The sequence below is a fragment of the Paenibacillus sp. RRE4 genome, assembly GCF_031844205.1.
Classification (GTDB): Bacteria; Bacillota; Bacilli; order Paenibacillales; family Paenibacillaceae; genus Paenibacillus; species Paenibacillus xylanexedens_B.
On the sequence record NZ_JAUZUT010000001.1, the window covers coordinates 3,241,400 to 3,265,382 of the forward strand.

The window sequence follows — 23,983 nt, forward strand, 5'->3', positions numbered from 1 at the left end:
CCTTATACATAGTATGGAATACGACTGCATGAGTAGCCATGTCTCCTAATCTACCGATCCAGCTTTTAGAGACAGCGTCCATTGTGGACCCCATCCGTTTAGTTTGCTGTTCAGTTTGAGATAAGGCTTGTCTGATTCGTTGTTCTTCTTGCAGTACCTTTTCCCTGAGCGCTTCTTCTTTCCGTTGTCGGTCAGTGATAGCCATACGGATTTTTTGTTCCTCTTGGAGTACGCGCTCTCTGGTACGATCATCCGTACCAGCCCCCGTTGCCCTTGCAGCCTCCTGCCCGGATTTAACAGATCGATTTTGGAGAATCTGCATCTTTTGTTGATGTTCACGTTCAGATTGCTCAATCTGCTGATTACGCCGTTTGAATCAATGCTTGTTGTGCCTGCATCTTAGCATCAATCAAGCGATTAGTTTGTTCCAACTGTTGAGCCTTCGCGCCAAGTAAGGCCGTTTGAGCGAGTTTCTGCTTATGTTGAGCTTCAACTTCTGCCAGTATCTTTTGGCGGCGTTGATCCGCAGTTAAGGCCATCTTATCCATTGCTGATGATATATTCTTGTATGACTTCTCAGCCGTAGATAACTCGGCATTCAGCGCCTTGAACGCATCAGCATTACCTTTAGCACCCGTGTCAATGTTTTTAAATGATTGTAGAACTGTTCCAGTCTCTAATTTTATCCGTGCAGCAACGACATCTCTATTCGTACCCTCTGCCATATTTCCCCCTTTCTATCTTGGCTGAAAGAAACCAAGATCAGATAAAAATTTCGCCTTCTTCGGTTTCTTGTTCTCAATTTTTCCGCCGTGGATAGCAATCTCGAACTCACGAGAACGTTGCTTTTCTTTCATCAGTGCTCTGATTTTAGGAATGGTCATATTAGGCCACTCTGTATCAGATATTCCGTTACTGATGCAGAGCGCCCACAGTCCCATCCAGTCCGTGCCCGGATTTTCGTTTTCTCCATCCTCTGAATCTTCGTCCTCATACTCATCTGATTCGGGATCTGGCGGAAAAGACTCCTTATAGAAATCGATCCAAAACGTTATCCAAAGCCTGGATGCCCTCCATGTCCACTTGCTCATACTCTTCATCCGTTAAACCCTCAACAAAAATCATATTGAAAGCTTCTCGGTACGCCTGTTCGATAGCCGGACAATCGATATCAGGAATAGCTTGTTCCCCTACTTGCATCGCTTCAATCACATCACGTCCAATGACATAGCTGAACCTCATGCCTTGGAGATTCTTTGCATGCTGCCGCACTTCCCGGATTAATTTGATCGTCCCAATTTTGATTGTTTTATTGATTCCCTCAGCCAACCTCACCGAGCTTCCGATATTCAAAGTCTGATCCAATGTTTTATCTTCTTGTCCTTCAACTACTTGTTCAACTTCACTCATGTTCATTCTCCTTTGAATTGAAATATGGTTTTTACCAAAAAAAGAACCCCACCGATTACCGGTAGGGTTTCAAATGTTGGTTTAGATTCCGAACTTGATTGTCATTGCATAACCATTCGGATTATCCGGTGTGCGATCCGGCTCCATGACTTGCAAATCCACGGTAGAGGTATTTGGTTTTTTACGTTCCTGAGAAACGTCAAGTGTGCCGCCTCCCAAAGCCTTGAAGATTGTGAGTTGACATTGGATTTCTTTGTTTGTTTTATCATCAATTAATTTAAAGCGATGTGTAAATTTGAATGCGGTTGGACGACGAGTTCCACTAAAAGATGTTTCTGTCCCTTGTTCATCCCAAACATAAGTAACAAGCAGTTCTTTCCCGTTATTTGCAGCTGTTGATTCGATTAAACCTTCTGCTGTAATCGTATACTGTTGGTCTGTAGGTGTGGATGCTACTCGGGTAAGCGCTGTTAGTGCATCTGTATCAGGATCTTTCAGATATACTTCGTCACTGCCCTCGACTAAGTTATCTCCAAAGGCGAGTTTGTAACCGCCCGCTTTGAGAAAAGCTGTTTCTGTCTCATCAAAAGTGATAGCTTTTTTCTCTGTTTTTCCTCCCTGAGACATATCAGCAATAGCTGCTGAGTATCGAGGTACTTCAATACTTACTTTGTCTTGCAGATCCCCTGCGGTATAGTGGAATGCATATCCGCTGTCACCGCCCATAACTGCCTGCCAGTCAAATTGCAGTTGTAGGGTGACTTTGGTCACCTTGTCCTCGACATATTTAATTGATCCATCCAAATTACGGGCTACAATTGTGCCTACGCCATCAAAAACTAATGGTCTCATGTATTTTATCCTCCTCAGGTATAGAGTTGATTAGACAAGCTCCCAGAGCCTTGCATCAATCTCTTCAATCCGCTTGTATTCCTTCGTGCCTTCATATCCTTCAACCGGTGTTCTGCCATCCATCAATCCGAGTTTTTGAGCAAGACGAATCTTTTCTCGAACCAACTTTTCCAGCTCAGGAAATTCTTCCTTAGCTTCCGGTTTGATATCTGTTACTTCCGTTTGTTTTTCAGACATACTCTCACCTCAATTCACTCGGAGATAGTCCACATCAAATATGGCTTTATATCCTTTTACGCCTTGTATTCCTGTTGCAAAATCAGCATCATACGTTAGCACGCAAAGGTATGTGGCCCAGCCCGGCATCGTAATCCGTTTATCGTGAAGTACACGGAATGCTCTTTCAAAAATCTCTTTCGCCGCATAACCTGTTCCTGCATAAAAATCCAAGCAGAATTTACCCTCGAAAACTAAATGATTGGGAGAAAATCGGCCCGGCATGACATATTGGCAAATATGAGGAACCGTTTCATTGCTTATCGTGATTTCAGGTTCCATACCCTTTGTAAACCGCATCACTACTTCGTCGGAAGGTGAAGAGGATTCGAGAGACAACATTTCCATTAATCCCGTGTCGCCTTTCAGCGCATGCTGAATAGCATCCAACAATCGTAAACTCAATCCTTCACCTCCCTAAAATAGCGATGATATGGAAACTCAGTAAGGACACGACTAATCCCCTGTAAAATACGATCACGATTGGATTCAAGAGCAATACGCATAAAATAAGTAGGAGGAGTGGCTTTGAACGAAGGATCAAGATCCCCTCGTTCTGCCAACTCCTCCAAATCTACGCCTGCATATGCACCTTTAGATTGTTTTACTGTTCCGTCAATAGCTCTGTACTTTCCTCTGCCCCGGCCTACGACTACCCGGCTTCCCTTTGACCTCAGTTTGTTCCATGCTTCACTGTTCATATAGCTTATTAAACCCGGGTTCTGGCTTGGACCAGCCATAAGTGACCCTTTACCGAACTGCTCAAGCCATGCCTGCCAATAGTCTGTGGTAATGTCGCCTGATATCATCTGGTTCGCCAGCACAGTCATGTGCATTGCCAGGCTTTCTCTGACAGCCGGATAATACCTGATACCTGTCTTAGCAGTAAGCATAATGATTTTCGTCAGGCCTGTGATTTCAACAGCTAGCTTATTTTCCAAGTCCTTCGCTGCACGTTCAGCATCATATCCCGCAATCATCGTCGGTCCTCACATAATTGGATGAACAATAGGTTTGGATACTTGATTCTATCCAATACATCCACTTGATACTTCTTTCCAGCGATTATGATGCGATCAGGTTGCGTCAGTTCCGGATCACTCGGTTCCTTAACATCGACGTTGGTTTGTAAGAGAAGGACCAGTGTTGTTGTAGGCAATAGTCCGGGGTCTTCCTGCTTGAGTTGCGCTGAAACATGTTGTGCAAAACCAACGACATCTGATGTGATAGAAACAAACACAGGTTTACCCTTCGGATTGTCGTAATCGTCATACTCATGTGTGTACCTTTGAACCTGAATTGCTGCATTTGTTTTGATTAAAGAACAGTATTTATCTTTCGTTGCGGTGAGTCGTAAGGTCTGAACCAAAAACGTTATATCATTTTGAATAATGTCCCCCGGTGCCACCGTTGACTTGGGTGAAAAAAGACCGTTATAGACATACTCTTTACCAAGGATCGTAGTAGCCTTTGTTTCTCTGGAAAGAATGACTTTATCCGGTTCCCCATTCACTGTACAGGGAGAATGTCTGTGTGCGAAATCTTTAAACATTAGAAATGCCGCCTTTCCTTCTCCCTTGTGGGACCAGACAACATCAATAACGGAGCGTCCGGAGTTTCTTGGGAGGTGGAAATTAATCCAATGAACTCATTGGCTTCATCAACCAATTGTGATGCTCGCGACTCCCAGTTAACTGCCTGATTTTCGAAAGAAAAATCGAAGTCTTTCATCGTCTTTTTGATCTTTGCCGCCATGGATGGAGCTAGTATGGCGGCAACCATACAAACGGCTGCCGCATATACATAGATTTCATCCACGCCAGTCAATTCATCATAATTTGGAACAGCCGTAATAATCCGCGCTTCTCCTATCGGTAAAACAGAAAGAGCATCTATGTCAGTGTTGGATACAACATCCTCACCGACTCCTAGACGCCCTCTTATTTCTTCGTGATATGTTTCTGTCGTAAGTATCTTATTCACCACCAGCGTCACCGCCAGTTGCGGCAATCGCCTCTTTCAGCTCATCAATACCCATTTTTGTATAGCCAGGGATTTTCATTTCCTTCGCAACAGATTTCAATTCTTTCAGTTCATCATCCGAATCACTATTTTGGATGTCAGATTGCAGTTCATCAATCTGCGCCAAAAGTTCAGCCTCGCGCTTCTTTGATTCGTCCAACTCTTCCTGAAGCATTAATTCTCGTTCCGATGGGGTGTGCGTAGAAATTGAATCGACTTCAACGATCTCTGCCAGTAACTCACCAGTTGCTGCATTGCGAACTTGCTTTTTAGCAATCTCAACAAGTCCATCAGGGGCATCTTTTACGATGTCCCCTGCGTTGTATTCACCAACAGCATCAACCAAAATTTTCACAGTAGTCATAGGTTATCCCTCCCTCACGCCACTGTAGCAAAAATGTGCCAGTTTACGTATTTCAAACGTGGCAGCACAGTTGCCCCGTTAATTACTTGCCATTGGTCAGGGTCGCCTTGAATCAGTTTAGCGAGTGCGAATTTTCCGGTGTGACCAGTAAAGATGTCTTCGTAGTTGTTCGGGCTCGTCACTAGGTCCATGATAGAACCTGTCATGCCTTGACCAATGATGATTACAGCGTTGTCAGGGATAAACGGGTAGAACGTTCCTGTATCGTCAATGTATCCACCATCATACACTTCGTATTGAAGACCATTCAGGTTTTGACTGACGATTTCTGAAAGCGAACCATCCGTTACAATATCTTTGCCGTAGGTGAATTTGATCAGATCGCGGATTTTTTCGTTTTGCTTCAAGTAACTGTCCACTTTTTTATTAGCTACAACTTTAACTCCTCTTGCTCCACTCCCCCGGAATCTAAGAAGCCATTCATCAAGATTTTTCAAAGGATCAGCAGTTGCGATATTGTTCCAAAGGACATCAGCTGTAGGCTTGTTATTTGCCGGAACGCCGTAGTCGATTGTCCGAGAAGGTTTATTCGCAGTTGCTGGAACAACAAGGCTGCCTGTAAGTGATTGCCAACGCATCCACTCGAATCGAGTTTCAAGACGTTGGTTGAGATTCACCATTTTTTCAATCATATATTCTTCGCCCCAAGTTTGCTCAAGACTGTTTCCAGGCTTGCGAAGGGTAGCGATTTTTTCTCGATCAATGATCGCTTTTTCACGCCATTCCTGATTGGTGAACTCCATTTGTTTCACAACAGGAGCGGAATGGATCGGTGAAGGATCATTGAGTCCAGTAGGTGGAGTCATGCCGGTATCATCGTAGGTAACGTCATATTTAATGGTCAGCCCGAGTTCTGGTTTGAAATCCACACCATTTGTCAGGATTTGAGCACCTCGAAAACTGTTAATATCTGTCCGAATGTTCTGAACGACTTCCGTAAGGAAGTACGGGTCGAGTACGTTTGCCATTTATGTTGTTCCCCCTTATACAAAGTAGCAAAGCTTCAGCGCTGTTTTAGCCGCTGTATCAATGCCTGTCAGTTTTGACTCAGTAAATATTCCGGCAATCCACGCAGATGCGCCGATGTCAGAGAGAGTTGTATCGCAATCATTGTCAAGAATGCACAAGGCTACTTCAGAACCATCGTTTGCAGACGCTTTATATGCCACTGCCTTGTCCTTGTCTGCTCCGGCTGCGGTGATCTTGCCGATAACAGTCCCCTTTTTCAGAACGCCCTGTCCCTTCTTGAGCAAAATGCCTCCAGGGAGTTTGGCCTGAAGGTCTGTTGAGGCAAGAACTTCGATGAATTCTTGAGTGTAGACCGTACCAGGACCAGGGGCACCATTGTATTGAGATTGGATCATATTACTTATCCTCCTTCAGCAGATTACCTCTGCCGGTGTTTTTCAGCGCGGCAATCGCAGCCTCTTTAGCATCGGCCTGAAGTTGTTCGGTTGTTTTTTGGCCTGCATTGGCCTGTGCGTTTGCCGGTTGCTTTCCATCCACTGCGCCTTCTGGAAGATTAATATCTCCTGTTTGAGTATGGCGACCACCGCCACCCAATGCAGCCTGTGCTTGCGCTTCATAACTGGCGCCTATCTTTTCAATTTCAGATACCGGCAGATGTGACAAAGCCGTCTTCATTGCCTCAACATTAAAGGCATCACCCAACGCACGGACACCAGCTCCACATGCTTGTTCAGTTACCTTGACTTTGTATGCTGCGCCATCTACAGCCTGAGCACTCAACGCTGTAATCTTTGCCGGGATATCAGTATCACTTTCAACACCCAATACTGCCCGAACTTGTCCGAGTACGCCATTCGCTGCCGCCAATGCATTAGCTTGAGTTTGTGCTGCTGCCAAAGCAGCTTTTTGTTCTTCGTTCACAGTGTCATCTCCTTTGGCTTGTGTTTCAGCCTCATTGTTTTTTTCTTGCCTGATCACAAATCCGTCAAGACCTGATTTTCCGCTAAAAGAATAAAAGACGCGTCCGCCACTCGGTAGTGACTTCACATCTTCAGATAAAGCCTCCCATTTTACAGATGATTGCGTTTCAGCAATGCTACTCATACCCACTACTCCAGCACCTGGATAAGCACCGTCAAAGACAAGGGAATTTTCCATTAGTTCGCCATCGTTAATGTCAACCGTACAAAGTTTAGAATCGTACTCTCTTCCACGAATATGAGGACAACTTCCACCGAAATATTCTTGTCCACAAATGGAACATGTCTGGCTACTTACCGTGAAACCAATTGAAGTATCAAAGATCGTTCCAGCGTCAATTCCTTCCGCTATCTGATCTATCTTGATATCTCCGACTTCTTGCCCCAGCTTCATGTAATGATCTGCATATAAGGCCAATTCATCCCCATCCATTTGCAGCCGACTGTCGAATGTTCTACCTAGTGGTATAGTCATAATTCCTAAATTTGACCAGGAATGATCCAACAACAATGAAACACCCTCTCTGGCTTGAACGGCCATCTTTCGAAGGAAATTAGGTGTTAACCGATAGAATCGACGTGGAATGATCTGGTCTCCCACAAGTTTAGCGGGGAATACATAAGTTTCATCCTCGGTAAGAGGAACGCGAGCTAATTGATTTATTCTTGCCAGTTGTTCGGGACTTGGCTTTGCCACTTACTTCTTCACCTCCTTGATATAGTAAACTTGCCAACTCACTCATTCTGTGGAGTGACAGAAGGCTGTGTTTGAGTAGTAGAGCGCTTATTCTCCAGTTCTGTAATTAACTCACGCGGAATGTTAGGATCAAGACCCATGATCCATCTAGCCTCTGTAGCAGCTTCCTTAGATGTGATGTAACGTTCCTTTTCTGCAAGCACATAGTTGTTCAGCTTAGCCCTTAAATCTCGTTCACGCTCCATTTCAGAACGCAAATCAATTGGAGCGTAATCTGCTTCCACAATTGTTTGAACACCACGTACTCTAGCAGCCATAGAAAAAGCCCGCTTCCAGAAACGCTTGGTTACGTTCCGGGCGGACTCTACAGACTTGATATATATTTGTGTATCCACAGAACTATATGTTTCCGTGGAACCTTGATGCCTTGAAAGCAAGGTAAGCAACGTTTTCAATCCAGTTGCCATCTGAGTGTCGATGATATCAATCAATTTCTTGATATCAATCATCGGGCCTGAGTTGCCACCCTTCAGGTACTCCACTTTTACACTATCCCAATGGATCATGGCATCGTCTGGATTCAAAGAGTTGAAATGCCCCATTATTTCAGTCATACGTTCAGTTAACCACTGCTGTTGACCAGTTGGGTTGTTTTTGTACTGATTAGGCATGTTTTTCAGTAGTATTTCCTCAACCACCGATATATCAAGTCTCGGATATCCTTGGTTGTGTACTACCGCCTTTAAATCCTGTAACACTTGCAGATGGAAAAAAACTGCCTGAAGTACCGGGAGGATAGGGGTTCTTCCATACGGATCATCCACCATCGGATCAAATTCCTCATAAATGAAGGTCGGTGTATCGATCTTCTTATACTGACCGAACCATTCCTCGCCGGATCGAGGACGTGGGTTCTTCACATACTGCCAAGGAACCAACCTATCTGTTCCATTCTCCCTCCGAAACCAAATCGTCGCTGGATCAACCGGAATAATATCAATCACATCATTACACCGTTCATTCAAAACAACTTCTCCTGCACAAGCTCCGCGAACCATGATCATCATACGCTGGATTGTGTCTAGTTTATCCAATGATCTTCCGTGTAGATAACCCGGTGAAGGAAGCGGAGAGTCTAGCATATTTTTGATGGAGTCCAAAGCCTTCTGTCCGCTTTTGTCGTCACTGCCACTCTGCTTCTTGGCTGTAAACGAAAGTGCCGTATCTCCCATACGCAAGAAGTTGTATAGTGCATGAGATATGTCTGGATGAACAGAAATAAGAATCTCAAGCAATTCTTCCGCTGTGTGATTTTGAAGCTTTGTTAGATCAATATTGTGTGCACTCTGATATTTTTTCGGTAGCCAATTGAAAATATCCCATCCGTTTGATGATCTTGGCGTGGTCATTCTACCAATACCCATCATCTGACGCTTTACGGCGGCCGGAAGAACTGAATTCGCAAATGAATAAATAGCTTTATGATACCATTTCAATGTTTCACCTCCAGACATATAAAAAAGAAGGTAGGAAAATTTTCCTTACCCTCTTTTTCTTCATACTTCTATGGATTTATAATATCATTAGTTTTGTACTAGGTTACTACGGATTTATAATCATTTTATTATCAAATAAATTAAACTCAAAGTAGTTTTCCTCTTCAATCAAGAACAACTTTTCCAATAAGTAAATCGAGCTTTCAAAGCTTCTTAACAAAGAATCTTTTTGTTTTTGCGACATTTCTCCAATAAAATCAGGATCAAAAAATACATTTTCTGTATACTCAATAATCAGAAAGTTCAGATAGTTTAATAATTCCTTCTCGGGAAGGATCCTTATCTGCTCAAAGTATTCTTTATAAATTGCTTCATCTGCCAATAGATACGAAATAAGTATATGAGTTTTACCCTCAGCAGGAAAAACATTAAGAAAGATTGATGGCATTTTTTCAATTCCGAGACCGTGAATATCGTTAAGAGTTTTACCATTTAAGTCATGCTTTACAGTAAAAGAAGAACTGGCGGAAAAACGCACTTCGTAATTTAAAGTATATCTGATAGTTTTTACAACGTTGTATTCCCCCATTAAGAAGTGTTCTCTGAAATAACTATAATCCAACTGATGATCTCTCACATCAAGCTGTGCAACTCTATAAGGATAAACTGAATCGGGGTTCACCATAGCGCTAGGTATCTCTTTAAAAAGATTTTTAGTTGTTTGTAACTGTCTAATCTTTTTATGATGTTCAATTGAATGAGCTCTGAACGCAAAAAGAAAGTCTTGGATAGGACTGCCTATGTATCCTTTCACCTCGATATCTCGAAAAAGTTCGGTGTCATGTTTGTCGCAAAAACCAAAAAAGGTACTGGCTTTATTCTTACTAATCTTTTCGAGGGTGGATTGTGAACCATCTCTAGTTCCCTTTGTTTCTATTTTAAATACATGTCCATTCTTTGAAATTCTATTCAATATTCTATTGTTTTGAATTGAGTGAGCACTTTTTATATCACCCTCGCATTCCTCTTTTATAAAACCTAGACAAGTTTTAAAGTCAGTAGTTTCCCAGAATTGCTTTATAATATGATTAATTCTTGCATCAGTGTAAGTTGAATCAATTTTACTTTTTTGTTTGTGGTTTCTTGCCTTTTCAAAACAGCAAAATTTAAATTTATTGCCAGAGTCGCATGGACATAATTCGTAAGGTTCTATTTTTACATAATTTATATTGCTAGATGTTATGATCACTTCTATCACCTCAAGATAGATTTTAAAAATCATTATTCGATATTAAGTACGATTTCCCCTGATACTTTATTAAGATTAAATACTAGAAAACTGGTATTTCTCAAATAAAAAAGGCGATCAATCAGGAACGACTAAGACTAGAGAATGAATCACCCAGATCATATATAGTTTTACATTTTTTCGTTTCATTTTCTAGCTCTCTATCCTACAGATAATTTTAAAAGGAGCATTGGGTAGTAATGGATCTCAAATTTCTAGCAATTCCCTTATCTGATCTGGAGTAAATTTAACAGTACCTATTTTTTCTGAAAATCCTTCTGCGAACAAACTGTATTCAAAAATCAATCTTTCATTGTTCATCCCTAATTTTATTAATGATTCTCTTTCTGTCCACCTAGGAACCGGGTCTAGCCTTGTTATCTCTAGATAAGTATTTGGATGGATGCAATCATCGTTACCTCCAGTGAAAAAGAGTCCTGTTTCTTCAGTCTTTTGGTTGGTTTGTATAACTCTTTTTAAATTGATCACTGTATAACTATTGAAACGATCTTCCTTAGAATAGTTACATCCGTTTAGGACTTTCACTCTTAATGAGGGATAATTAGCCATATATTTCCCAACATTTTTTATTCCAATAAGAACATGGAACTTTTGATTATTATTCATTATGCTAATTGGGTGCCTAACTAGTTTAGTGAAGATCTCTAAATGAGGTTTGCGCCTTTTTCCGAATGCGTCTTCCAGCATAAAATGTTCCATCATTATAAAATTATCTCCCGCTCTAGTGTAATAAATATTTTCTGTACACATTGCCCTATGAGGAGGGAGATCGCTTGCAGGGACGTAGGACACTATAAATCCTTTGTCACACTCTGAATCGTCGTTTAAGTATATCTCTCTATTAATGACTCCTGTATTAACTGGATCCAAAGCATCGCTAATAAGACTATTTAGGTCAGTTAAGAACCTTTTAAGCCCAGCTATTGGCTTTTCTTCACTGGCTACATCTGGCCCCGTATTCCCTTCTTTTCTTGCGTCTATTCCCCACACAATAACTCCACCACTGGCATTAGAAAAGCCAGATAGTGCCTTAGCATATGTGGTCTTATCTTCTCTTTTTAATCCATCCACAAGAGGATTTGCTTTTCTTTTGAAATCCAAAAAGAGATTCTCTTCTGTAGTTCCGATCATATTTTTTATTCCGTTATAACCACCATCAACAATTTGTTTGAACAACAACTGTGCATTATCCAAAGTACTCACCATCCATTTTTTTATATTTCCGATATTATCAGAAAAGAAAGTAGGAAAGAAGTGACAATTTTATTTTAATTATTGGGACTTCTACATCAGAGCCTACCCAGTTAATACGCAGAGATTAAAACTAATATTTTATCTTTTAGTGGCACACTAACAGACTGAGGTTCTCCCAGCAAATATTATCCAAAGGTGAGAACATATATCTTATATGTCAAATGACTCTAACCCCCTTTTTTCATGTTCTTCTTACTTTAAAATTATATTTCCTCTTTACTGGTCACAGTCTAATTTCTTGTAGCGCTGATAACCGTCGACCATATGCCCAGTACGTTCATTCCAGGCGATTGACTCCACATAACCGAACTCCTCTATGCTAAGGCGAAGCTTTTCATACTCGGGATCACCTTGTTGCAGGTCAAGGCGAGGGTTATAGGCTACTGCATTAATCTGATCGATTGGCACGATTCTGATGTTCATGTCTCACCTCATAGTTATTAAAATGAAAAAGGATGCTATATAAGCACCCCTACATCATTACATTTTTTGTCGTAAACGAAATCTATCCAAAAGCTCGATACGATGCTTGTCGTCTCTATTCATACCATATAAAACATGAACTTCTGACTCAGAAACCTCAATAAAGACTAACTCAACAATTGAGTTCTTAAAGGTGTCCTCCAATTCAGAATCAATAATGTACTGAAGAATGTAAAAAAAAGAATCCATCCATTGCTTTAAGTTCGGATAATATTTTTTATCTGAGGATTGATTCTTTCTAACTAATTCTGTTATACCTGTAATTCCTCTATAAACAGTTATCGAACCTTTATAATTTATTTCAATGATTAGATGAGCTATTTTTTTATTCTTGATAGCAATCAATTCATTTACGTGTGCAACAACAAGTTGAAAATATAACAGTTTTCTTTGACGCTCAAGTTCATTAGCAGTACGAGTTGTTTCTGTAGTCTGATCTTTAATAGCTTTAGTCTGCAGTGCGAGATCTTGCTTTTGTAATAATATCGTGTAGATCAACCCAACGAAAGCAAGACCAGAGAACAACGCATTGACTCCCCCGAACATGTCTCCAAACGTCCCTGCACCAAATTCGGATTCTTTGTAAATCATTGGTATGAAAATCCACGTAAAAATCCAACATACTAACACTCCAAAAGCAGCAATCCAAAATATTGATCCGCTCTTTTTCATATTTCCACTCCTCATCTATTTCTGATAGAACATCTTCCAGTATCAGACAATAAATGAGGCTGGTCAAGGCTCGTATTTGAGTTGAGTTGGTTTCACCTGTGGTTTGGCTCAAATACGTTCGTACGCTCACTAAGCGCCTGTTCTCCGCTCTCCCAATGGGTGCCCCCTGCAAACGGACGTTCTCATGCTGAGAAGCTTAAACAGGCTCATATCTTGTCATATGAGAGCAAAAGAAAAAGCACCCCGAAGGATGCTCTTTCTTAATTCTATTTTGTTTCGTCTTCTGGGAGCTCAAATGATGAGATATGTGCTGGATCTATGTAAACTCTAGTTCCAAACAAACAAAAGCTCCCCTTATTCGGTTCGATAAAACTTAGAAACTTTTTTAAATCCATAATTGTCTCGTACTCTTTACCGCTATCCATAATAACTTTTATCTTTTGTGGCCAATTATCGTTTTCCATCTTACCACCTCCCTTCGACATAATGAAAGTTACCCTTCGCCTAGGATCCGATTGCACTTTTGATATATGCTCCTATTACACCGCCTATTATTGCGGAAAGTGCTATTTTAGTTAAATCCCAATAAATTTGCCGCTGTCGTTCACTGAGCTTCCGTTCGAGAATCAACAGCTTCAGTTCCACTGATGACTTAGTGTCATCAATTTCTTTATTTATAAATTTGATGATCTCCGGACTTGCGAATTTAGTGAAGATGTTCAAACTTGTCAAATGTCTCTCATGCTCCTTAAATTCAGACAGAATAAACTCATTGAGTTTAACCCGAAGAGTAGATATATCTTTTTTTCTAACTTCAGTCTGAGAAATTTCCTGAATTAAGTATATTAATTCTTTCTTTAACTCCTCAGTTAAAATGGCAAATGTACTTGTGATCGCAAACGTACTTCTTAGGACATTGTTACTTGCAAGTTCAGCTATTTTTTGACTTGGTGCATTCTTGATCCTGCCGGTTATAGATTCTAATGAATAATCTATAACATCACTAATTTTCAAAGCGCTCCCCCCAGTCTTTCATAATTCGACATCAGGATAGTTTTTCCTCCAAAAGAAAAGGCACTACTATGGGTGCCCAATTTTTATTCGTTGATCTTGTAAAATTTCATCAAGTTGTTCTTTAAGCTATCCACCATATTTTAAGTAGCTAGATTGGCTTATCGCTCTTAAATTTTTTGTGAATCAAAACCACTTACCTTGAGCAATTTTAGTTTATTTTCGTCTGAACCTGCCTCTATGTAAAAAAGTTTAACCTCATCATCAGTAGTCTCCACAATTAACAAATCCCTAAGTATTTTCTTTTGTTTATCGTCAAGATCATAATCTTCTATAAATTTAAGAATGAAATAAAATAGTTCAAGATATAATTTCACCGCCCTACTGTCTTTCCAGAATATATAATTCACGTTTGTCATATATTTAATTGCGTCAGCCCCTTTTTGCGAATCATAGTATATATCTTGTTTCCTATTTCTCTTCGTATTGATCAGCTCATTAACTACACTCATAGCCATCTGAAGATTTAACAACTTCTTTTGACCCTCCAATTGATTAGCAGATTTCTCGCTTTCCAATCTCTGTAACCTTAATTCATCAGTTTGCATCTCAATAGCTTTTCTCTGAAGTTCTAGCTCAACGGTTTGCATAACTGTAGAGTTTCTCGTCTCCTTTAGCTCTTCTCTTTGAACCGAGATGGTATAGATAAGCCCTGCAAAAGCAAGCCCCGAGAATAACGAATTGACAGCTCCAAACATGTCTCCAAACGTCCCTCGGTAACTTGCGTTAATCCAAGTACTTATAGCCCACCATGAGAATAACCAAGCTCCAAAAATCACTAAAAAAATCAATGCAATATACTTCTTCTTCATCAAATCACTCCCAATCTATTTCTGCCGCAATATCTTCCAGTATCAGATAATAAAAGACGGTGGTCAAGAGAGATATTTGTGTTGAGTTGGTTTCACCGTTTCGGTGACTATCATATGTATGCGTACGCTCACTCAGTCGCTGTTCTCCGCTCTTCAATTGACTGATCTCCGTAAACATACGTTCTCATATAAACAAGCTTAGAATGTCTCACATTCTATCAGATGAGAGCAAAAGAAAAAGCACCACAATGGATGCTATGTTAAAATGTATTTTCCGTCTTCCTTCATAACTCGCCCTTTATCGATCAAACGACTGACATGACCTTTGGTAACATTTAGTCCTATATTTAATTCCAATGATAGTTCAGACAAGGAAATACCGTTTATTCTTTTTTGAAGAATATCGACTATTGCTTCTTCCGTAGCTAAATCATAATAATAATTTTTTATAAATTTTTCGGAATTGATTATCTTATTAGAGCTCATTTCATTGTTTTGTTTTGCATTTTCAAGTTTAAGCATAGCCTCATTAAGAGTTTGTTTGAGATGATCATTTGCTGTGTTACTTTCTTTTACCTGTTCTAGCAAATCCACAACTTCTATAAGCTCATGTTGAACCTTTTTATTTTGAAGTAGATTCATAAAATTGTTCTCGTCAACAAAATCACTCGGAGCATAAAGGACGTTGTGCTTGAATAACAAAACCAAAAAGAATGCTGTTACCAATCCAACTGGGAATAACATAACAAACCATATAAATGTACTTTGTATCTCTAAAGGCAAGCCTAGCAACACTCCAGTTCCTGCTATTTCAGCAATTCCCGCGAAAATTGCAATTATTGTAAGTGGATTCTGAACTTTGCTTTTATTGTTCATATTTCTGAGCACCCCCGAACAATAATAACTGGATTTCCAAAATGATACAATATACGACAATAAATTATTTCTTAGTACAAACAGGTCTACTACAAAACTGCTTTACTCCATCCCATCTTCCCCGTACACGACCTTTGCATTTCTCCGGCTGCTTACTAGGATGAACACGTATTTTCTTCCGTCGTCTGCTAATCACTTCAATTCTTCCAATAAAAAAGCCGATCCAGTGAAAGATCGACTTTGGCTGTGGTATGTATAATAAAGTTTTTTGTTCTCAAAGTACTCTCGGGAACAGTTGAAGATGATCCACTCGCATTTCCTCGTTATTTTTCTTAGGCACTCGTCTTTACATTCGCCTTTTTCTTTGAAGCAGATAATTTCTCTTTCATAACAAGCAACATCTCAACCAATTCGTCTCTAGCGATCAACCTTACCCCGTTTGATTTAGCAAGTCGATATGCTTGTTCTGTATAATTACTATTTGTAACAACCCATGCTCCATTTGCTCTGTAATGTGCCTTGGCTCCCTGAACCTCTTGAATAGCTTTTAATCCAACATTCTTTTTATAACGTTTAGCTTGAACAACGATCCTCTTCCCATCTTTTGAGATAACCAGATCGGCACCATAATCACCTGCAGCTTTCGTAACCTCTGCCTTAAACCCTTGTGAACGAAACAGATGTCCAAGATAATGTTCAAACTGTACTCCATCCATTTTATCTATCTCGGCAATCCCTGATCTCTTAAGTCGTTCAGCGCGGTTTTGTTGAATGATGATCATTAAAACAATAATCCCAACAACACCAAGAAATCCAACGACAAGTGAAGCTTGCCAAGATTTTGTTAAAGAATAGGTTCCAAAAACACCTCCCAACATTGCCATACCAGCTAAGCCTTGGAACAACTCTTCTTCCTGTTTCGCCTTACTTTTCCTTCTAGCCATAACTCTGCCCCCAAGCGTGTGAAATTTACTATTACACCTTTCGACAATTGGGACTAATTTCCTGCAATAAATATAAAAAGCGAGAGACGATCCGTCATAAGATGTAGTGAATTTACGCATCTCGTTCTCGCCTTATCTACATAAATGCTTTTACGAATTATAAAGATTTTATAGATTCTATAGATTGTATAACACTTCTTGCTATAGGTATCAGATAACTATCTAAATCAAAATTACCCAAATCATATAAATTAACTTCTCTGTCAACATGAGCCCCACCATTCTTATTTGCTTGAGAACGAATAAGACTCATAATTGATGTTGAAGTAACAATTGGTATTCGAACTGTTTCATTATTATCATAGTTACTTATATTGATCTCACATGATTCACGACACCTCTTACATTGAAAATATAACATTGTCTGTGCAGTTGATGAAACGCTCATATTGTAATGCTCTTTCTTAACAGAATGATGCTGATTACATTTAGAACAGAAGATATTTTTAGGAAATGGAATACGGATAGTTACTTTACAAATTTTTTGTTCTAACCACTTGTCCATTGGAATTTTTGAACTATCAGAGAACATGTTGTGAACATTAATTATCTTTATACCTTCTAAAATTTTAAAGTCGTCGCTTAATACAGGAAGTTTTAAATCATCACTTATAGCTGATTTAATTAAAGGAATTTCATCGCACAACATAAGTCTCAGTTGTACAGCAATAACCTTTAGAAATGCCTTTCTACCTTCCATCTGAATTAGTTGAATGCTTCCATTGATAATATCAATACTTTCTTTTAATTGCTCTTCAAGTCCTTTTTTGCTCCTTTTAAAAACAACTGATTTTATTCTCATAATTCACCCCTTCTTAAACCTCATCATTAAATAATAATAGCATTAAACAAATAGCTCGGTAGAAATATTAAGATTAATTAATGACATCTTTTAGTCATGAAAAGTATGGAATCGGGCATATACGGAACATCCTTATTCACCTTTTCACTGCTATACCTCCTATTGTCGGAAGCATTATAGCTTGAGGTGCTCCCAACATATATTCACCAAAAGTGAGTACATATGCGTCTGCTCTGTCCGGTGATTTTAATCCTCGTTTTTTCATGTCCTTCTTACTTTCAAGGAGTATCTTTCCCTTACTGGTCATAGACCATTTTCTTGTGGTCAACTGAGATGTCAATACATCATCATCAGGTAGTTGTAATACAGCAGGGTCGCCGTTCATATAATTGCTCATATTCTGTTCCAATTGTCCTTTAATGGAAGCCCACATTTCTGCACCTAAATTTCCGTAATGATCATCCAATGAAGATGAACCGTTGTTTATCGGGATGACTTCATAAGGAAGCCCCTCTTCAGCAATGACCTCATTCAGCCTATCCGTCACTCCACCACCCACGCCGGTATCATCTATTCTGATTCTCGTATGGACCACTCCTGGATACTGCGGAAGCAATTCCCTTATCAAGTTCAACACCCAGCCAGCAGTAACCATCGTATCTTTTTTGAAATGATGATGCTGCCCAACTGTTACTGGCCCTAAGCCTGCATATATGGATGTTTCATCATCTCCAAAACGAGCAACGTCACAGCCAATGGTTAAGATCTCACCAACCGGAGACAACCTGACTTCTTTTGCTGCGAATTCAGCTACTTCCAGCGCAATAAATGTTTCAGATTCCCCTCGCGGGAACTCACCTTCAACCCGGACACGCCAAACATCAGATCCTTTTCCGTACTTTCTTTCAAGCATAGCTATATTCTCTTTGCTTGTCCGAGGACTGTTCAAACAGGATACTTTATGTGTATTGTAATCAGCACGATCTCGGTTGTGAGAATCATAGAATACTCCGCTGGTTCGGGTTGGGTTACCGCACATGAGTAACTTATTAAATTCTCCTGAGAGCGTACCCAGTATTGCTTCCATAATACGATCTTCAACACCTGATGCTTCGTCCACAATAAACAACATGTAGTCCTCGTGAAAGCCCTGCATGTTCTCTGGTTTGGTAGCTGTCCTGGCTGTAGCAAACCATCGTTCCTCATAATTTCGCATGTAAATCTTCGTTTTGGTCCACTTGAGTATCCGTTTTAGTAAAGGGCTTTTCTCTTGCCATTTGCTTATCTCAGCCCATAATACATCGTGAAGCTGTTGACGTGTCGGAGCTGTACATATGACCTTTGGAAAAGGGAAGCACGAGAGAAACCAAAGTGCCACCGCCGCCTCAAGCCCCGTCTTTCCTACACCTTGACCAGATCGTACAGACACTCGCGGGTTCCCAGCAATGTCCATCAACACTTCAGCTTGCCATTCGTCCGGCGTAAATTTCAACAGCTCCACGCAAAAAAGAACCGGGTTCTTCCGGTACTCAGGAATTCGTTTTTTGAATGCAGCAAAGCGGCGTTTCGTTTGTGGAGACTCTTTACTCACCTGACTCCACCGCCTTTATCCAGTCTTCAATCAGATCGTCTTCAGTATCTCCATCACCATTTTTCAGTTTCTCGATCTCCAGGCGGGTTTTATCAACTTTGGCCTGCATCTGATCCAACTTCAATCTGCGTTCGTCATCCTCATGAGATATTGCCATGAACTGTTTTATAGCCCCTCTGATCTCCCTCATAACTATTGCTTCAGATTTGATGTAATTTGCGTACTTATCCCCTGCGAATTGAATTTCCCATTCTTGTTCGTCACCATATTCACCAGGTCTCTCGCGCTTTAATTCTTTTGTTATGTCATCCTTGTCTTTAACAAAGAAAATGCGTTGCGCCCAAACAATCCTCTGGAATCCCTTTGTAATGTCGTACCAAATAATATCCACAGGGTCCATCTGTTGTGCCATATCAAGTATTTCAAGATACTCGGGATCTTGCGGCTCAAATTTACGGAACAAACCATGCGTTACTGCCTTTGAGTTACCTGGAGGGCCACCTTTCCCACCCCGGTTACCTTTAGCGTTTTGATTCCCTCGGGGAGCTCCTGGTCTGTTATTTATTTTGTCTTCCCATTGATCCAATGACTTCCACTTACGGACGGATTCAGGTGTAACACCTAACTTTTCCGCTATCTCTTTCGGTTTCATTAACGAACCGCTATCTTTCCATATTTTGAACGCTTTCTTCCGATTCGGATTCTGTTTCCTGCTCACAAAATTATCACCACTTTCAAGTAATTGAGTTGGAATTCCTATTTAAGGTCAGTATTGGTCAAACGTTACGATTGAAAATAAGCCTGCACGAGAATCGGAGGCTTCGTTATTGTTTAATATCCACTAAATAATGTAATTTGACTGAAACATAAAGGTAATTCTGTTTCACTCATTTTGGGCATAAAAAAATGGATTGCTTCATCTAATGTCTCTATCTCAATCAGATGAGTGCAATAAATGACTAATTATGTTTCACTCATTTTATCTTAATCTCAGAATTGCTCTGTCCATCATGTCTTGAGTCAGCCCAATATAGTCTAAAGTCTCTCTCGGATCACTGTGACCGAACATTTCCATTAGTAACGCTAGGTTCTCTGGATCGTCCATGTATAGGCGGTATGCCCATGTCTTCCGTAGCGTATGGCAACCAATCTCTTTTAGACCAAACTCCTTGGCTGCTTTGTTCAAGAATCGGTATGCTGTTGTCCGATCTATCGGTTGGTTCCGCATGCGGCTGACAGTTTTAATTTGTCTACTTGGAAATAGGAAATCCGTATCCTTCATGTTGGCAATATACCTGTCCAAATCCTGACGTATACTTGGATGGATAATGAATTTCTTGGCATGTTTGTTTTTCTGTTCAACGAGGTTGACGTGTGTTCCTTTCACATCGATCACCCGTAGCCGACATAAGTCCGATACCCGTAACCCACTATAAATTCCAATGCAGAAAAATAAGTAATTCCGTATACTTTGAATCCAGAAGTACTCTTTCATGCCGTCAATCACCCGCTCATCGCGGATAGGCTGAACCTTCTTCACTCAATCACCTTCTTTGAATCCTCATACTTCTTCCAGCAACGCGGCACAATACACAACTGGACAACCCCTGTCCATGTTCCCAAACAGCACCCCCGACATTTCTCGGGTTGCTTGTCAGAAATCCTCGGGATAGCCGGTTCGTTTCTGCTGTAAAAATGACCTTCCATACTCTTCCTCCAATACAAAAAGGCCGCTCCTAAGAGCGACCTTTTATTTACGTTATTATATGGATTTAAGATAACATGCTTTTGTTTCGCATTCACTGCGAATTTTGGGTTCATAAAGATAATTATCGTAGAAGATATTTGTAACTCCGAGTTATTTGGATCTAGATACTGCATCTCAAATATTATTTTCCAATATAGATTCTTTTTGATAAAGTATATCCGAGATTTCCCCATAGGAAATATGAAATGACACCAATTATTATACTGAAAAAGTAAAAATTTGAGTAAATTCCTGTCAAAATGAATATTATGGAGAACGCTAATGTTATGGCGCTTAAACTCAGCAGTACTTTATTTGTAGGGAATCGCGTATTTTTTTTTGATAATGGGAAGAATGCTGGATAAAATCCGACCAAAAATCCAAGAGCACAAATTGGTAACATCGGATTCACTAGCCTTATAAAGATACTGTTTGGAAACTCACTAGATAAATATATTTGATAACGAATAGAATAATGTAGAACGAATAATAAAATAACAATAAAAATTATAATTTTAAAAAGATTAAATACATTTTTTGATATATTTAACATCTCCTTTACAGTAATCCATTGACTTATTATACCATATTTTGTTATCTTTTAAAAGGAATAAAAAGTAAATTTAGGGAGAGATGAAATTGAAAACCTTTAAAAAGATTAGTAAAGCAGCAAAACTCTTAACTACAGCCGTGTTAATGTCCACTATCATGGCTGGTAGTGCGATCGCGGCGCCTCAAGTTGACACTACTGCTAGCGCACCTATTGTTTCGGTACAAGAATTGAACAATGCTCCTATCAATAAGAAAATGAAAAGAGTCTATACCACTGACCAAATCCCAACTGTTGCTGAAGTAAACGAGGCTCTGAAAACTCTAAATGTTTCCGATGCCAATCCGCATCAAATCATTGATCTTGGTAATGGTTTTACTATCGAGGCTGGTGGTTCAAACTTTGTACAACCCTCAGATAAAATTGAAGCACAAGTGGTACAAAACAAAACCGCTTCCGGTTACTTCAGGGTCAATGCAGCTTTAGGAGTTAAGCTTTATGATATTTCCGTGTCAGCATCATATTCTTATGACGACAAAACCAATGATATAAAATCTGTACAAAATCCTATTAGTGCAAATGCATCTGGTGGTTTAGGTTGGGTAGGAGAAATTACTCAAAAGAAATCGTACAAAATCGATAGCAAGGCATGGGACCTCATTGCTGATGCAAATTATAGCTACATAAAGGTAATTGGTAATTATTCCGGACACATTGAAGTTCGTTTCACCGGAACAGGAAACTGGTACATGCATGACACTTATATTGGTGATATACATTATTGAGCGTGAATGATAAAAAGGCTCTGTCAATATTTAGCTGACAGAGCCTTTTTACTGCTTAACTATGACGTGAGCATTCTTAATCCAATCTCTCCTTCTTTGTTCCTTCCGCGACCGTAATCAATTTTTACAAAGTCTAACGTGCGGTTGAATTTAAGACTATTCGCAATATTAGCAATAGCTCTGCGCCTCTTATCTGCAAATGTAGTCGCCGCTATACCTGGCACATCCTTTCGATATCCTTTCTCCATATACTCCTGCGCTTTCAAGTATTTCTTACCTTCCAAAAATAGCAATCTAGCTGCTACTCCTTCATGTGGGTCTCTTAGATTATTTATTGCAAATCGGACATTGTTGGATATTGCTACGTAAAGTTTGTAGTTAGCGTGCCGCTTGTCCTTCATGATGACCGAATTTGCTGTTACATCCGCTGTCAGTTCATGTCCTGATTCACGCTTCGCAACCGATCCCTCCGCAGACAACAACTCGTATGCTGACATCCCGTTTTCCATCTGCTGAAGCGAAAATTCATAGTTTTTTATGATGTCCACCATGTCTACATATTTTCCGAGTAACCATTTGGTTTTGCGGATATCTACTTCATCCACATCAGAGAAAAAGTTTAGTTGAATGATTTTATTCGTGTCTTCGACATCTTCTCTGTTTACCACTACAACTACATCATCGTTATTCATACTTTACCTCCTCCAGAAGATCAGGAAAATTTTCCTTATCCCATTTGTGCCACTCTATCATTCTGTATCCGCTCCTTCCTTGGGAGCCAACCCCGGGTTTTCGTAGACATTTCCGATGATTTCGCACTCTGCTGAGATGTAATCTGCATCTTCGTATAATGGGTCATTGCCGATCCAGAATGTATAAGAGCTAAAGTCGATAACTGCATTGTGGTAAGTCATTTGGGTATTCTCTGGTGTCTCGTAAAGATCAGGAACCTTCATGATGTCTTTTTGATACATTGCTTTTCCGTTCATATCTGGAATCCCAACAGGCCACATCAATTCAAAGTCACTCAGCCGGAGACGGTGGAACCCTTTGCCATCCATAACCATGTACACACCGATAACCTTCGTTTCAAAGTTGATGCTTTCCACACTCTCCGGCTGAATCATAACACTCAACGGTTTGTACCATGCACGCGGTGCTTTTATATCCATCTTGTATATCCTCCTATTTGGGGAGACCAGACCTTATCCGGCCCCCGTTTCACTGGGTTTATTCGTTCGTTTCGGTGGCCTGACGGCCCTTGTACCATTCTTTCGCTTCGTCCAGTGTCAATTCTCTGCCGTCCTCTTCTCTCATGCAGAAGCCATCGTCATAGTTCTCCTGAATCTCTTTTTGACCGTATCCGCCAACCTTGCAGTTTAAAAACTGGCTAATCTCGTTTTCTTGTTTGTCCCACCAATGCACGTCTATCCCTCCTATATGTCCAGTACAGCCAATAGAGCGGCCTTACATATTGCTTCTGGAGCGTTTAATTCATATATATCCGCTCCCTTTATGTTGCATATATATCCGCCGCTGTGATTAGTCTCAATAGCTGAACGGTGACCACTTGAGGCGAAAACTTCCCACGCATCATTCATGTCTGTTGACCAGTTTCGATTAACAAAATACCCTATAGGCACACTACCTCTTGGCGGCATCATAGCGTAAGCATGAGCTTCACTCATGTTCGGAGGTATCAACACCTCTCCATGCTCAACCGCGCCGTCATAGTCATGCGTAGGGCCTGCTATGCGCCGCCATCCGAAAATATGTTCAGCCACCATCACGTTCAGATCGATTCCAGGTTCAGCATTCTCGACTTGCTCCCGGGTCAACGCTGTTTGTGTCATCTATATATCCTCCCTAACCTATTTTCGTTTGAAGCTGAAACTTGATAT

The 23,983-nt window shown here is 40.3% G+C and carries 33 protein-coding genes; 1 reads left to right on the top strand and 32 read right to left on the bottom strand.

Translation table 11 applies throughout. From position 1 onward, the window contains the following. Positions 1–45: 45 nt before the first annotated feature. From Q9R46_RS14515 to Q9R46_RS14650, 28 genes are all read right to left on the bottom strand, one after another. Complete coding sequence (locus Q9R46_RS14515; RefSeq protein WP_311280514.1) at positions 46–339, bottom strand: hypothetical protein; 294 nt, start codon at positions 337–339, stop codon at positions 46–48. A gap of 23 nt (positions 340–362) precedes the next feature. Next, positions 363–725, bottom strand: coding sequence for a hypothetical protein (locus Q9R46_RS14520; protein ID WP_311280515.1), 363 nt, complete (start codon positions 723–725; stop codon positions 363–365). Positions 726–737: 12 nt separating this feature from the next. Then, positions 738–1,091, bottom strand: a complete 354-nt coding sequence (locus Q9R46_RS14525; RefSeq protein WP_311280516.1) for a hypothetical protein — start codon at positions 1,089–1,091, stop codon at positions 738–740. Then, entirely contained in the window at positions 1,030–1,410 is a 381-nt protein-coding gene (locus tag Q9R46_RS14530; RefSeq protein WP_311280517.1) for a hypothetical protein, read from the bottom strand. Before Q9R46_RS14530 ends, Q9R46_RS14525 begins: the two co-directional genes overlap by 62 nt. A gap of 81 nt (positions 1,411–1,491) precedes the next feature. Beyond that, entirely contained in the window at positions 1,492–2,262 is a 771-nt protein-coding gene (locus Q9R46_RS14535) for a hypothetical protein (protein ID WP_311280518.1), read from the bottom strand. Positions 2,263–2,292: 30 nt separating this feature from the next. Beyond that, on the bottom strand, positions 2,293–2,499 hold the full coding sequence (locus tag Q9R46_RS14540) for a hypothetical protein (RefSeq protein ID WP_311280519.1): 207 nt from the start codon (positions 2,497–2,499) through the stop codon (positions 2,293–2,295). Between the two features lie 9 nt (positions 2,500–2,508). Beyond that, positions 2,509–2,943 carry a hypothetical protein gene (locus Q9R46_RS14545; protein ID WP_311280520.1) on the bottom strand — a complete coding sequence of 145 codons (435 nt, stop codon included), beginning with the start codon at positions 2,941–2,943 and terminating at the stop codon, positions 2,509–2,511. Continuing rightward, positions 2,940–3,518, bottom strand: a complete 579-nt coding sequence (locus Q9R46_RS14550) for a hypothetical protein (protein WP_311280521.1) — start codon at positions 3,516–3,518, stop codon at positions 2,940–2,942. The genes Q9R46_RS14545 and Q9R46_RS14550 overlap by 4 nt, the downstream gene beginning before the upstream one ends. After that, positions 3,515–4,090 carry a hypothetical protein gene (locus tag Q9R46_RS14555; RefSeq protein ID WP_311280522.1) on the bottom strand — a complete coding sequence of 192 codons (576 nt, stop codon included), beginning with the start codon at positions 4,088–4,090 and terminating at the stop codon, positions 3,515–3,517. Before Q9R46_RS14555 ends, Q9R46_RS14550 begins: the two co-directional genes overlap by 4 nt. Beyond that, positions 4,090–4,548 (bottom strand): hypothetical protein, encoded by a 459-nt coding sequence (locus tag Q9R46_RS14560; protein WP_311280523.1) that lies wholly within the window; start codon positions 4,546–4,548, stop codon positions 4,090–4,092. The genes Q9R46_RS14555 and Q9R46_RS14560 overlap by 1 nt, the downstream gene beginning before the upstream one ends. Beyond that, positions 4,514–4,924 (bottom strand): hypothetical protein, encoded by a 411-nt coding sequence (locus Q9R46_RS14565; protein WP_311280524.1) that lies wholly within the window; start codon positions 4,922–4,924, stop codon positions 4,514–4,516. The genes Q9R46_RS14560 and Q9R46_RS14565 overlap by 35 nt, the downstream gene beginning before the upstream one ends. A 14-nt stretch (positions 4,925–4,938) precedes the next feature. After that, the gene (locus Q9R46_RS14570) at positions 4,939–5,952 is read right to left on the bottom strand and encodes a major capsid protein (protein ID WP_311280525.1); all 1,014 of its coding nucleotides are present in this window, start codon (positions 5,950–5,952) and stop codon (positions 4,939–4,941) included. 15 nt (positions 5,953–5,967) lie between these two features. Beyond that, on the bottom strand, positions 5,968–6,348 hold the full coding sequence (locus Q9R46_RS14575; protein ID WP_311280526.1) for a head decoration protein: 381 nt from the start codon (positions 6,346–6,348) through the stop codon (positions 5,968–5,970). A 1-nt stretch (position 6,349) separates the two neighbouring features. Further along, positions 6,350–7,630 (bottom strand): hypothetical protein, encoded by a 1,281-nt coding sequence (locus tag Q9R46_RS14580; RefSeq protein ID WP_311280527.1) that lies wholly within the window; start codon positions 7,628–7,630, stop codon positions 6,350–6,352. A gap of 38 nt (positions 7,631–7,668) precedes the next feature. Then, positions 7,669–9,126: a hypothetical protein gene (locus Q9R46_RS14585; protein WP_311280528.1), complete on the bottom strand. Its 1,458-nt coding sequence runs from the start codon at positions 9,124–9,126 to the stop codon at positions 7,669–7,671. 106 nt (positions 9,127–9,232) lie between these two features. Further along, the gene (locus Q9R46_RS14590) at positions 9,233–10,375 is read right to left on the bottom strand and encodes a hypothetical protein (RefSeq protein WP_311280529.1); all 1,143 of its coding nucleotides are present in this window, start codon (positions 10,373–10,375) and stop codon (positions 9,233–9,235) included. 246 nt (positions 10,376–10,621) lie between these two features. Then, positions 10,622–11,629, bottom strand: a complete 1,008-nt coding sequence (locus Q9R46_RS14595) for an AlbA family DNA-binding domain-containing protein (protein ID WP_311280530.1) — start codon at positions 11,627–11,629, stop codon at positions 10,622–10,624. A gap of 276 nt (positions 11,630–11,905) precedes the next feature. Next, positions 11,906–12,112 (bottom strand): ParB N-terminal domain-containing protein, encoded by a 207-nt coding sequence (locus Q9R46_RS14600; RefSeq protein ID WP_311280531.1) that lies wholly within the window; start codon positions 12,110–12,112, stop codon positions 11,906–11,908. A gap of 57 nt (positions 12,113–12,169) precedes the next feature. Continuing rightward, positions 12,170–12,844 carry a hypothetical protein gene (locus Q9R46_RS14605; protein WP_311280532.1) on the bottom strand — a complete coding sequence of 225 codons (675 nt, stop codon included), beginning with the start codon at positions 12,842–12,844 and terminating at the stop codon, positions 12,170–12,172. A 266-nt stretch (positions 12,845–13,110) separates the two neighbouring features. Further along, positions 13,111–13,308 (bottom strand): hypothetical protein, encoded by a 198-nt coding sequence (locus tag Q9R46_RS14610; RefSeq protein ID WP_311280533.1) that lies wholly within the window; start codon positions 13,306–13,308, stop codon positions 13,111–13,113. Between the two features lie 40 nt (positions 13,309–13,348). Beyond that, positions 13,349–13,858: a hypothetical protein gene (locus Q9R46_RS14615; protein WP_311280534.1), complete on the bottom strand. Its 510-nt coding sequence runs from the start codon at positions 13,856–13,858 to the stop codon at positions 13,349–13,351. A gap of 167 nt (positions 13,859–14,025) precedes the next feature. Next, positions 14,026–14,727 carry a hypothetical protein gene (locus Q9R46_RS14620; protein ID WP_311280535.1) on the bottom strand — a complete coding sequence of 234 codons (702 nt, stop codon included), beginning with the start codon at positions 14,725–14,727 and terminating at the stop codon, positions 14,026–14,028. A gap of 255 nt (positions 14,728–14,982) precedes the next feature. Continuing rightward, positions 14,983–15,603, bottom strand: a complete 621-nt coding sequence (locus Q9R46_RS14625) for a hypothetical protein (RefSeq protein ID WP_311280536.1) — start codon at positions 15,601–15,603, stop codon at positions 14,983–14,985. Positions 15,604–15,935: 332 nt separating this feature from the next. Then, on the bottom strand, positions 15,936–16,547 hold the full coding sequence (locus Q9R46_RS14630; protein WP_311280537.1) for a restriction endonuclease: 612 nt from the start codon (positions 16,545–16,547) through the stop codon (positions 15,936–15,938). A gap of 157 nt (positions 16,548–16,704) precedes the next feature. Beyond that, positions 16,705–17,409: a hypothetical protein gene (locus tag Q9R46_RS14635; protein WP_311280538.1), complete on the bottom strand. Its 705-nt coding sequence runs from the start codon at positions 17,407–17,409 to the stop codon at positions 16,705–16,707. Positions 17,410–17,545: 136 nt separating this feature from the next. Then, a complete protein-coding gene (locus tag Q9R46_RS14640; protein WP_397386352.1) occupies positions 17,546–19,000 on the bottom strand; it encodes a DEAD/DEAH box helicase family protein in 1,455 nt (484 codons plus the stop codon). Beyond that, on the bottom strand, positions 18,993–19,718 hold the full coding sequence (gene terS, locus Q9R46_RS14645) for a phage terminase small subunit (RefSeq protein WP_311280539.1): 726 nt from the start codon (positions 19,716–19,718) through the stop codon (positions 18,993–18,995). The genes Q9R46_RS14640 and terS overlap by 8 nt, the downstream gene beginning before the upstream one ends. A 261-nt stretch (positions 19,719–19,979) precedes the next feature. Beyond that, the gene (locus Q9R46_RS14650; protein ID WP_311280540.1) at positions 19,980–20,540 is read right to left on the bottom strand and encodes a tyrosine-type recombinase/integrase; all 561 of its coding nucleotides are present in this window, start codon (positions 20,538–20,540) and stop codon (positions 19,980–19,982) included. 846 nt (positions 20,541–21,386) lie between these two features. Here Q9R46_RS14650 and Q9R46_RS14655 point away from each other — a divergent pair. Continuing rightward, complete coding sequence (locus Q9R46_RS14655) at positions 21,387–22,082, top strand: hypothetical protein (RefSeq protein ID WP_311280541.1); 696 nt, start codon at positions 21,387–21,389, stop codon at positions 22,080–22,082. Positions 22,083–22,141: 59 nt separating this feature from the next. Here Q9R46_RS14655 and Q9R46_RS14660 read toward each other — a convergent pair whose 3' ends face one another. Genes Q9R46_RS14660 through Q9R46_RS14675 form a run of 4 tightly spaced genes read right to left on the bottom strand, consistent with a single transcriptional unit; the run spans position 22,142 to position 23,935 of the window. Beyond that, positions 22,142–22,774, bottom strand: coding sequence for a hypothetical protein (locus Q9R46_RS14660; RefSeq protein ID WP_311280542.1), 633 nt, complete (start codon positions 22,772–22,774; stop codon positions 22,142–22,144). A 57-nt stretch (positions 22,775–22,831) separates the two neighbouring features. Beyond that, positions 22,832–23,254 (bottom strand): YopX family protein, encoded by a 423-nt coding sequence (locus Q9R46_RS14665; RefSeq protein ID WP_311280543.1) that lies wholly within the window; start codon positions 23,252–23,254, stop codon positions 22,832–22,834. Between the two features lie 58 nt (positions 23,255–23,312). Continuing rightward, positions 23,313–23,507: a hypothetical protein gene (locus Q9R46_RS14670; protein WP_311280544.1), complete on the bottom strand. Its 195-nt coding sequence runs from the start codon at positions 23,505–23,507 to the stop codon at positions 23,313–23,315. A gap of 11 nt (positions 23,508–23,518) precedes the next feature. Next, positions 23,519–23,935 (bottom strand): BC1872 family protein, encoded by a 417-nt coding sequence (locus tag Q9R46_RS14675; RefSeq protein WP_311280545.1) that lies wholly within the window; start codon positions 23,933–23,935, stop codon positions 23,519–23,521. Between the last annotated feature and the right edge of the window lie 48 nt (positions 23,936–23,983).

Coding starts and splice junctions, on each gene's coding strand:
- Q9R46_RS14520 (WP_311280515.1), bottom strand. CDS start 725: ATGGCAGAGGGTACGAATAGAGATGTCGTTGCTGCACGGATAAAATTA.
- Q9R46_RS14525 (WP_311280516.1), bottom strand. CDS start 1,091: ATGAGCAAGTGGACATGGAGGGCATCCAGGCTTTGGATAACGTTTTGG.
- Q9R46_RS14530 (WP_311280517.1), bottom strand. CDS start 1,410: ATGAGTGAAGTTGAACAAGTAGTTGAAGGACAAGAAGATAAAACATTG.
- Q9R46_RS14535 (WP_311280518.1), bottom strand. CDS start 2,262: ATGAGACCATTAGTTTTTGATGGCGTAGGCACAATTGTAGCCCGTAAT.
- Q9R46_RS14540 (WP_311280519.1), bottom strand. CDS start 2,499: ATGTCTGAAAAACAAACGGAAGTAACAGATATCAAACCGGAAGCTAAG.
- Q9R46_RS14550 (WP_311280521.1), bottom strand. CDS start 3,518: ATGATTGCGGGATATGATGCTGAACGTGCAGCGAAGGACTTGGAAAAT.
- Q9R46_RS14555 (WP_311280522.1), bottom strand. CDS start 4,090: ATGTTTAAAGATTTCGCACACAGACATTCTCCCTGTACAGTGAATGGG.
- Q9R46_RS14565 (WP_311280524.1), bottom strand. CDS start 4,924: ATGACTACTGTGAAAATTTTGGTTGATGCTGTTGGTGAATACAACGCA.
- Q9R46_RS14570 (WP_311280525.1), bottom strand. CDS start 5,952: ATGGCAAACGTACTCGACCCGTACTTCCTTACGGAAGTCGTTCAGAAC.
- Q9R46_RS14575 (WP_311280526.1), bottom strand. CDS start 6,348: ATGATCCAATCTCAATACAATGGTGCCCCTGGTCCTGGTACGGTCTAC.
- Q9R46_RS14600 (WP_311280531.1), bottom strand. CDS start 12,112: ATGAACATCAGAATCGTGCCAATCGATCAGATTAATGCAGTAGCCTAT.
- Q9R46_RS14605 (WP_311280532.1), bottom strand. CDS start 12,844: ATGAAAAAGAGCGGATCAATATTTTGGATTGCTGCTTTTGGAGTGTTA.
- Q9R46_RS14610 (WP_311280533.1), bottom strand. CDS start 13,308: ATGGAAAACGATAATTGGCCACAAAAGATAAAAGTTATTATGGATAGC.
- Q9R46_RS14620 (WP_311280535.1), bottom strand. CDS start 14,727: ATGAAGAAGAAGTATATTGCATTGATTTTTTTAGTGATTTTTGGAGCT.
- Q9R46_RS14625 (WP_311280536.1), bottom strand. CDS start 15,603: ATGAACAATAAAAGCAAAGTTCAGAATCCACTTACAATAATTGCAATT.
- Q9R46_RS14630 (WP_311280537.1), bottom strand. CDS start 16,547: ATGGCTAGAAGGAAAAGTAAGGCGAAACAGGAAGAAGAGTTGTTCCAA.
- Q9R46_RS14635 (WP_311280538.1), bottom strand. CDS start 17,409: ATGAGAATAAAATCAGTTGTTTTTAAAAGGAGCAAAAAAGGACTTGAA.
- Q9R46_RS14660 (WP_311280542.1), bottom strand. CDS start 22,774: ATGAATAACGATGATGTAGTTGTAGTGGTAAACAGAGAAGATGTCGAA.
- Q9R46_RS14665 (WP_311280543.1), bottom strand. CDS start 23,254: ATGGATATAAAAGCACCGCGTGCATGGTACAAACCGTTGAGTGTTATG.
- Q9R46_RS14675 (WP_311280545.1), bottom strand. CDS start 23,935: ATGACACAAACAGCGTTGACCCGGGAGCAAGTCGAGAATGCTGAACCT.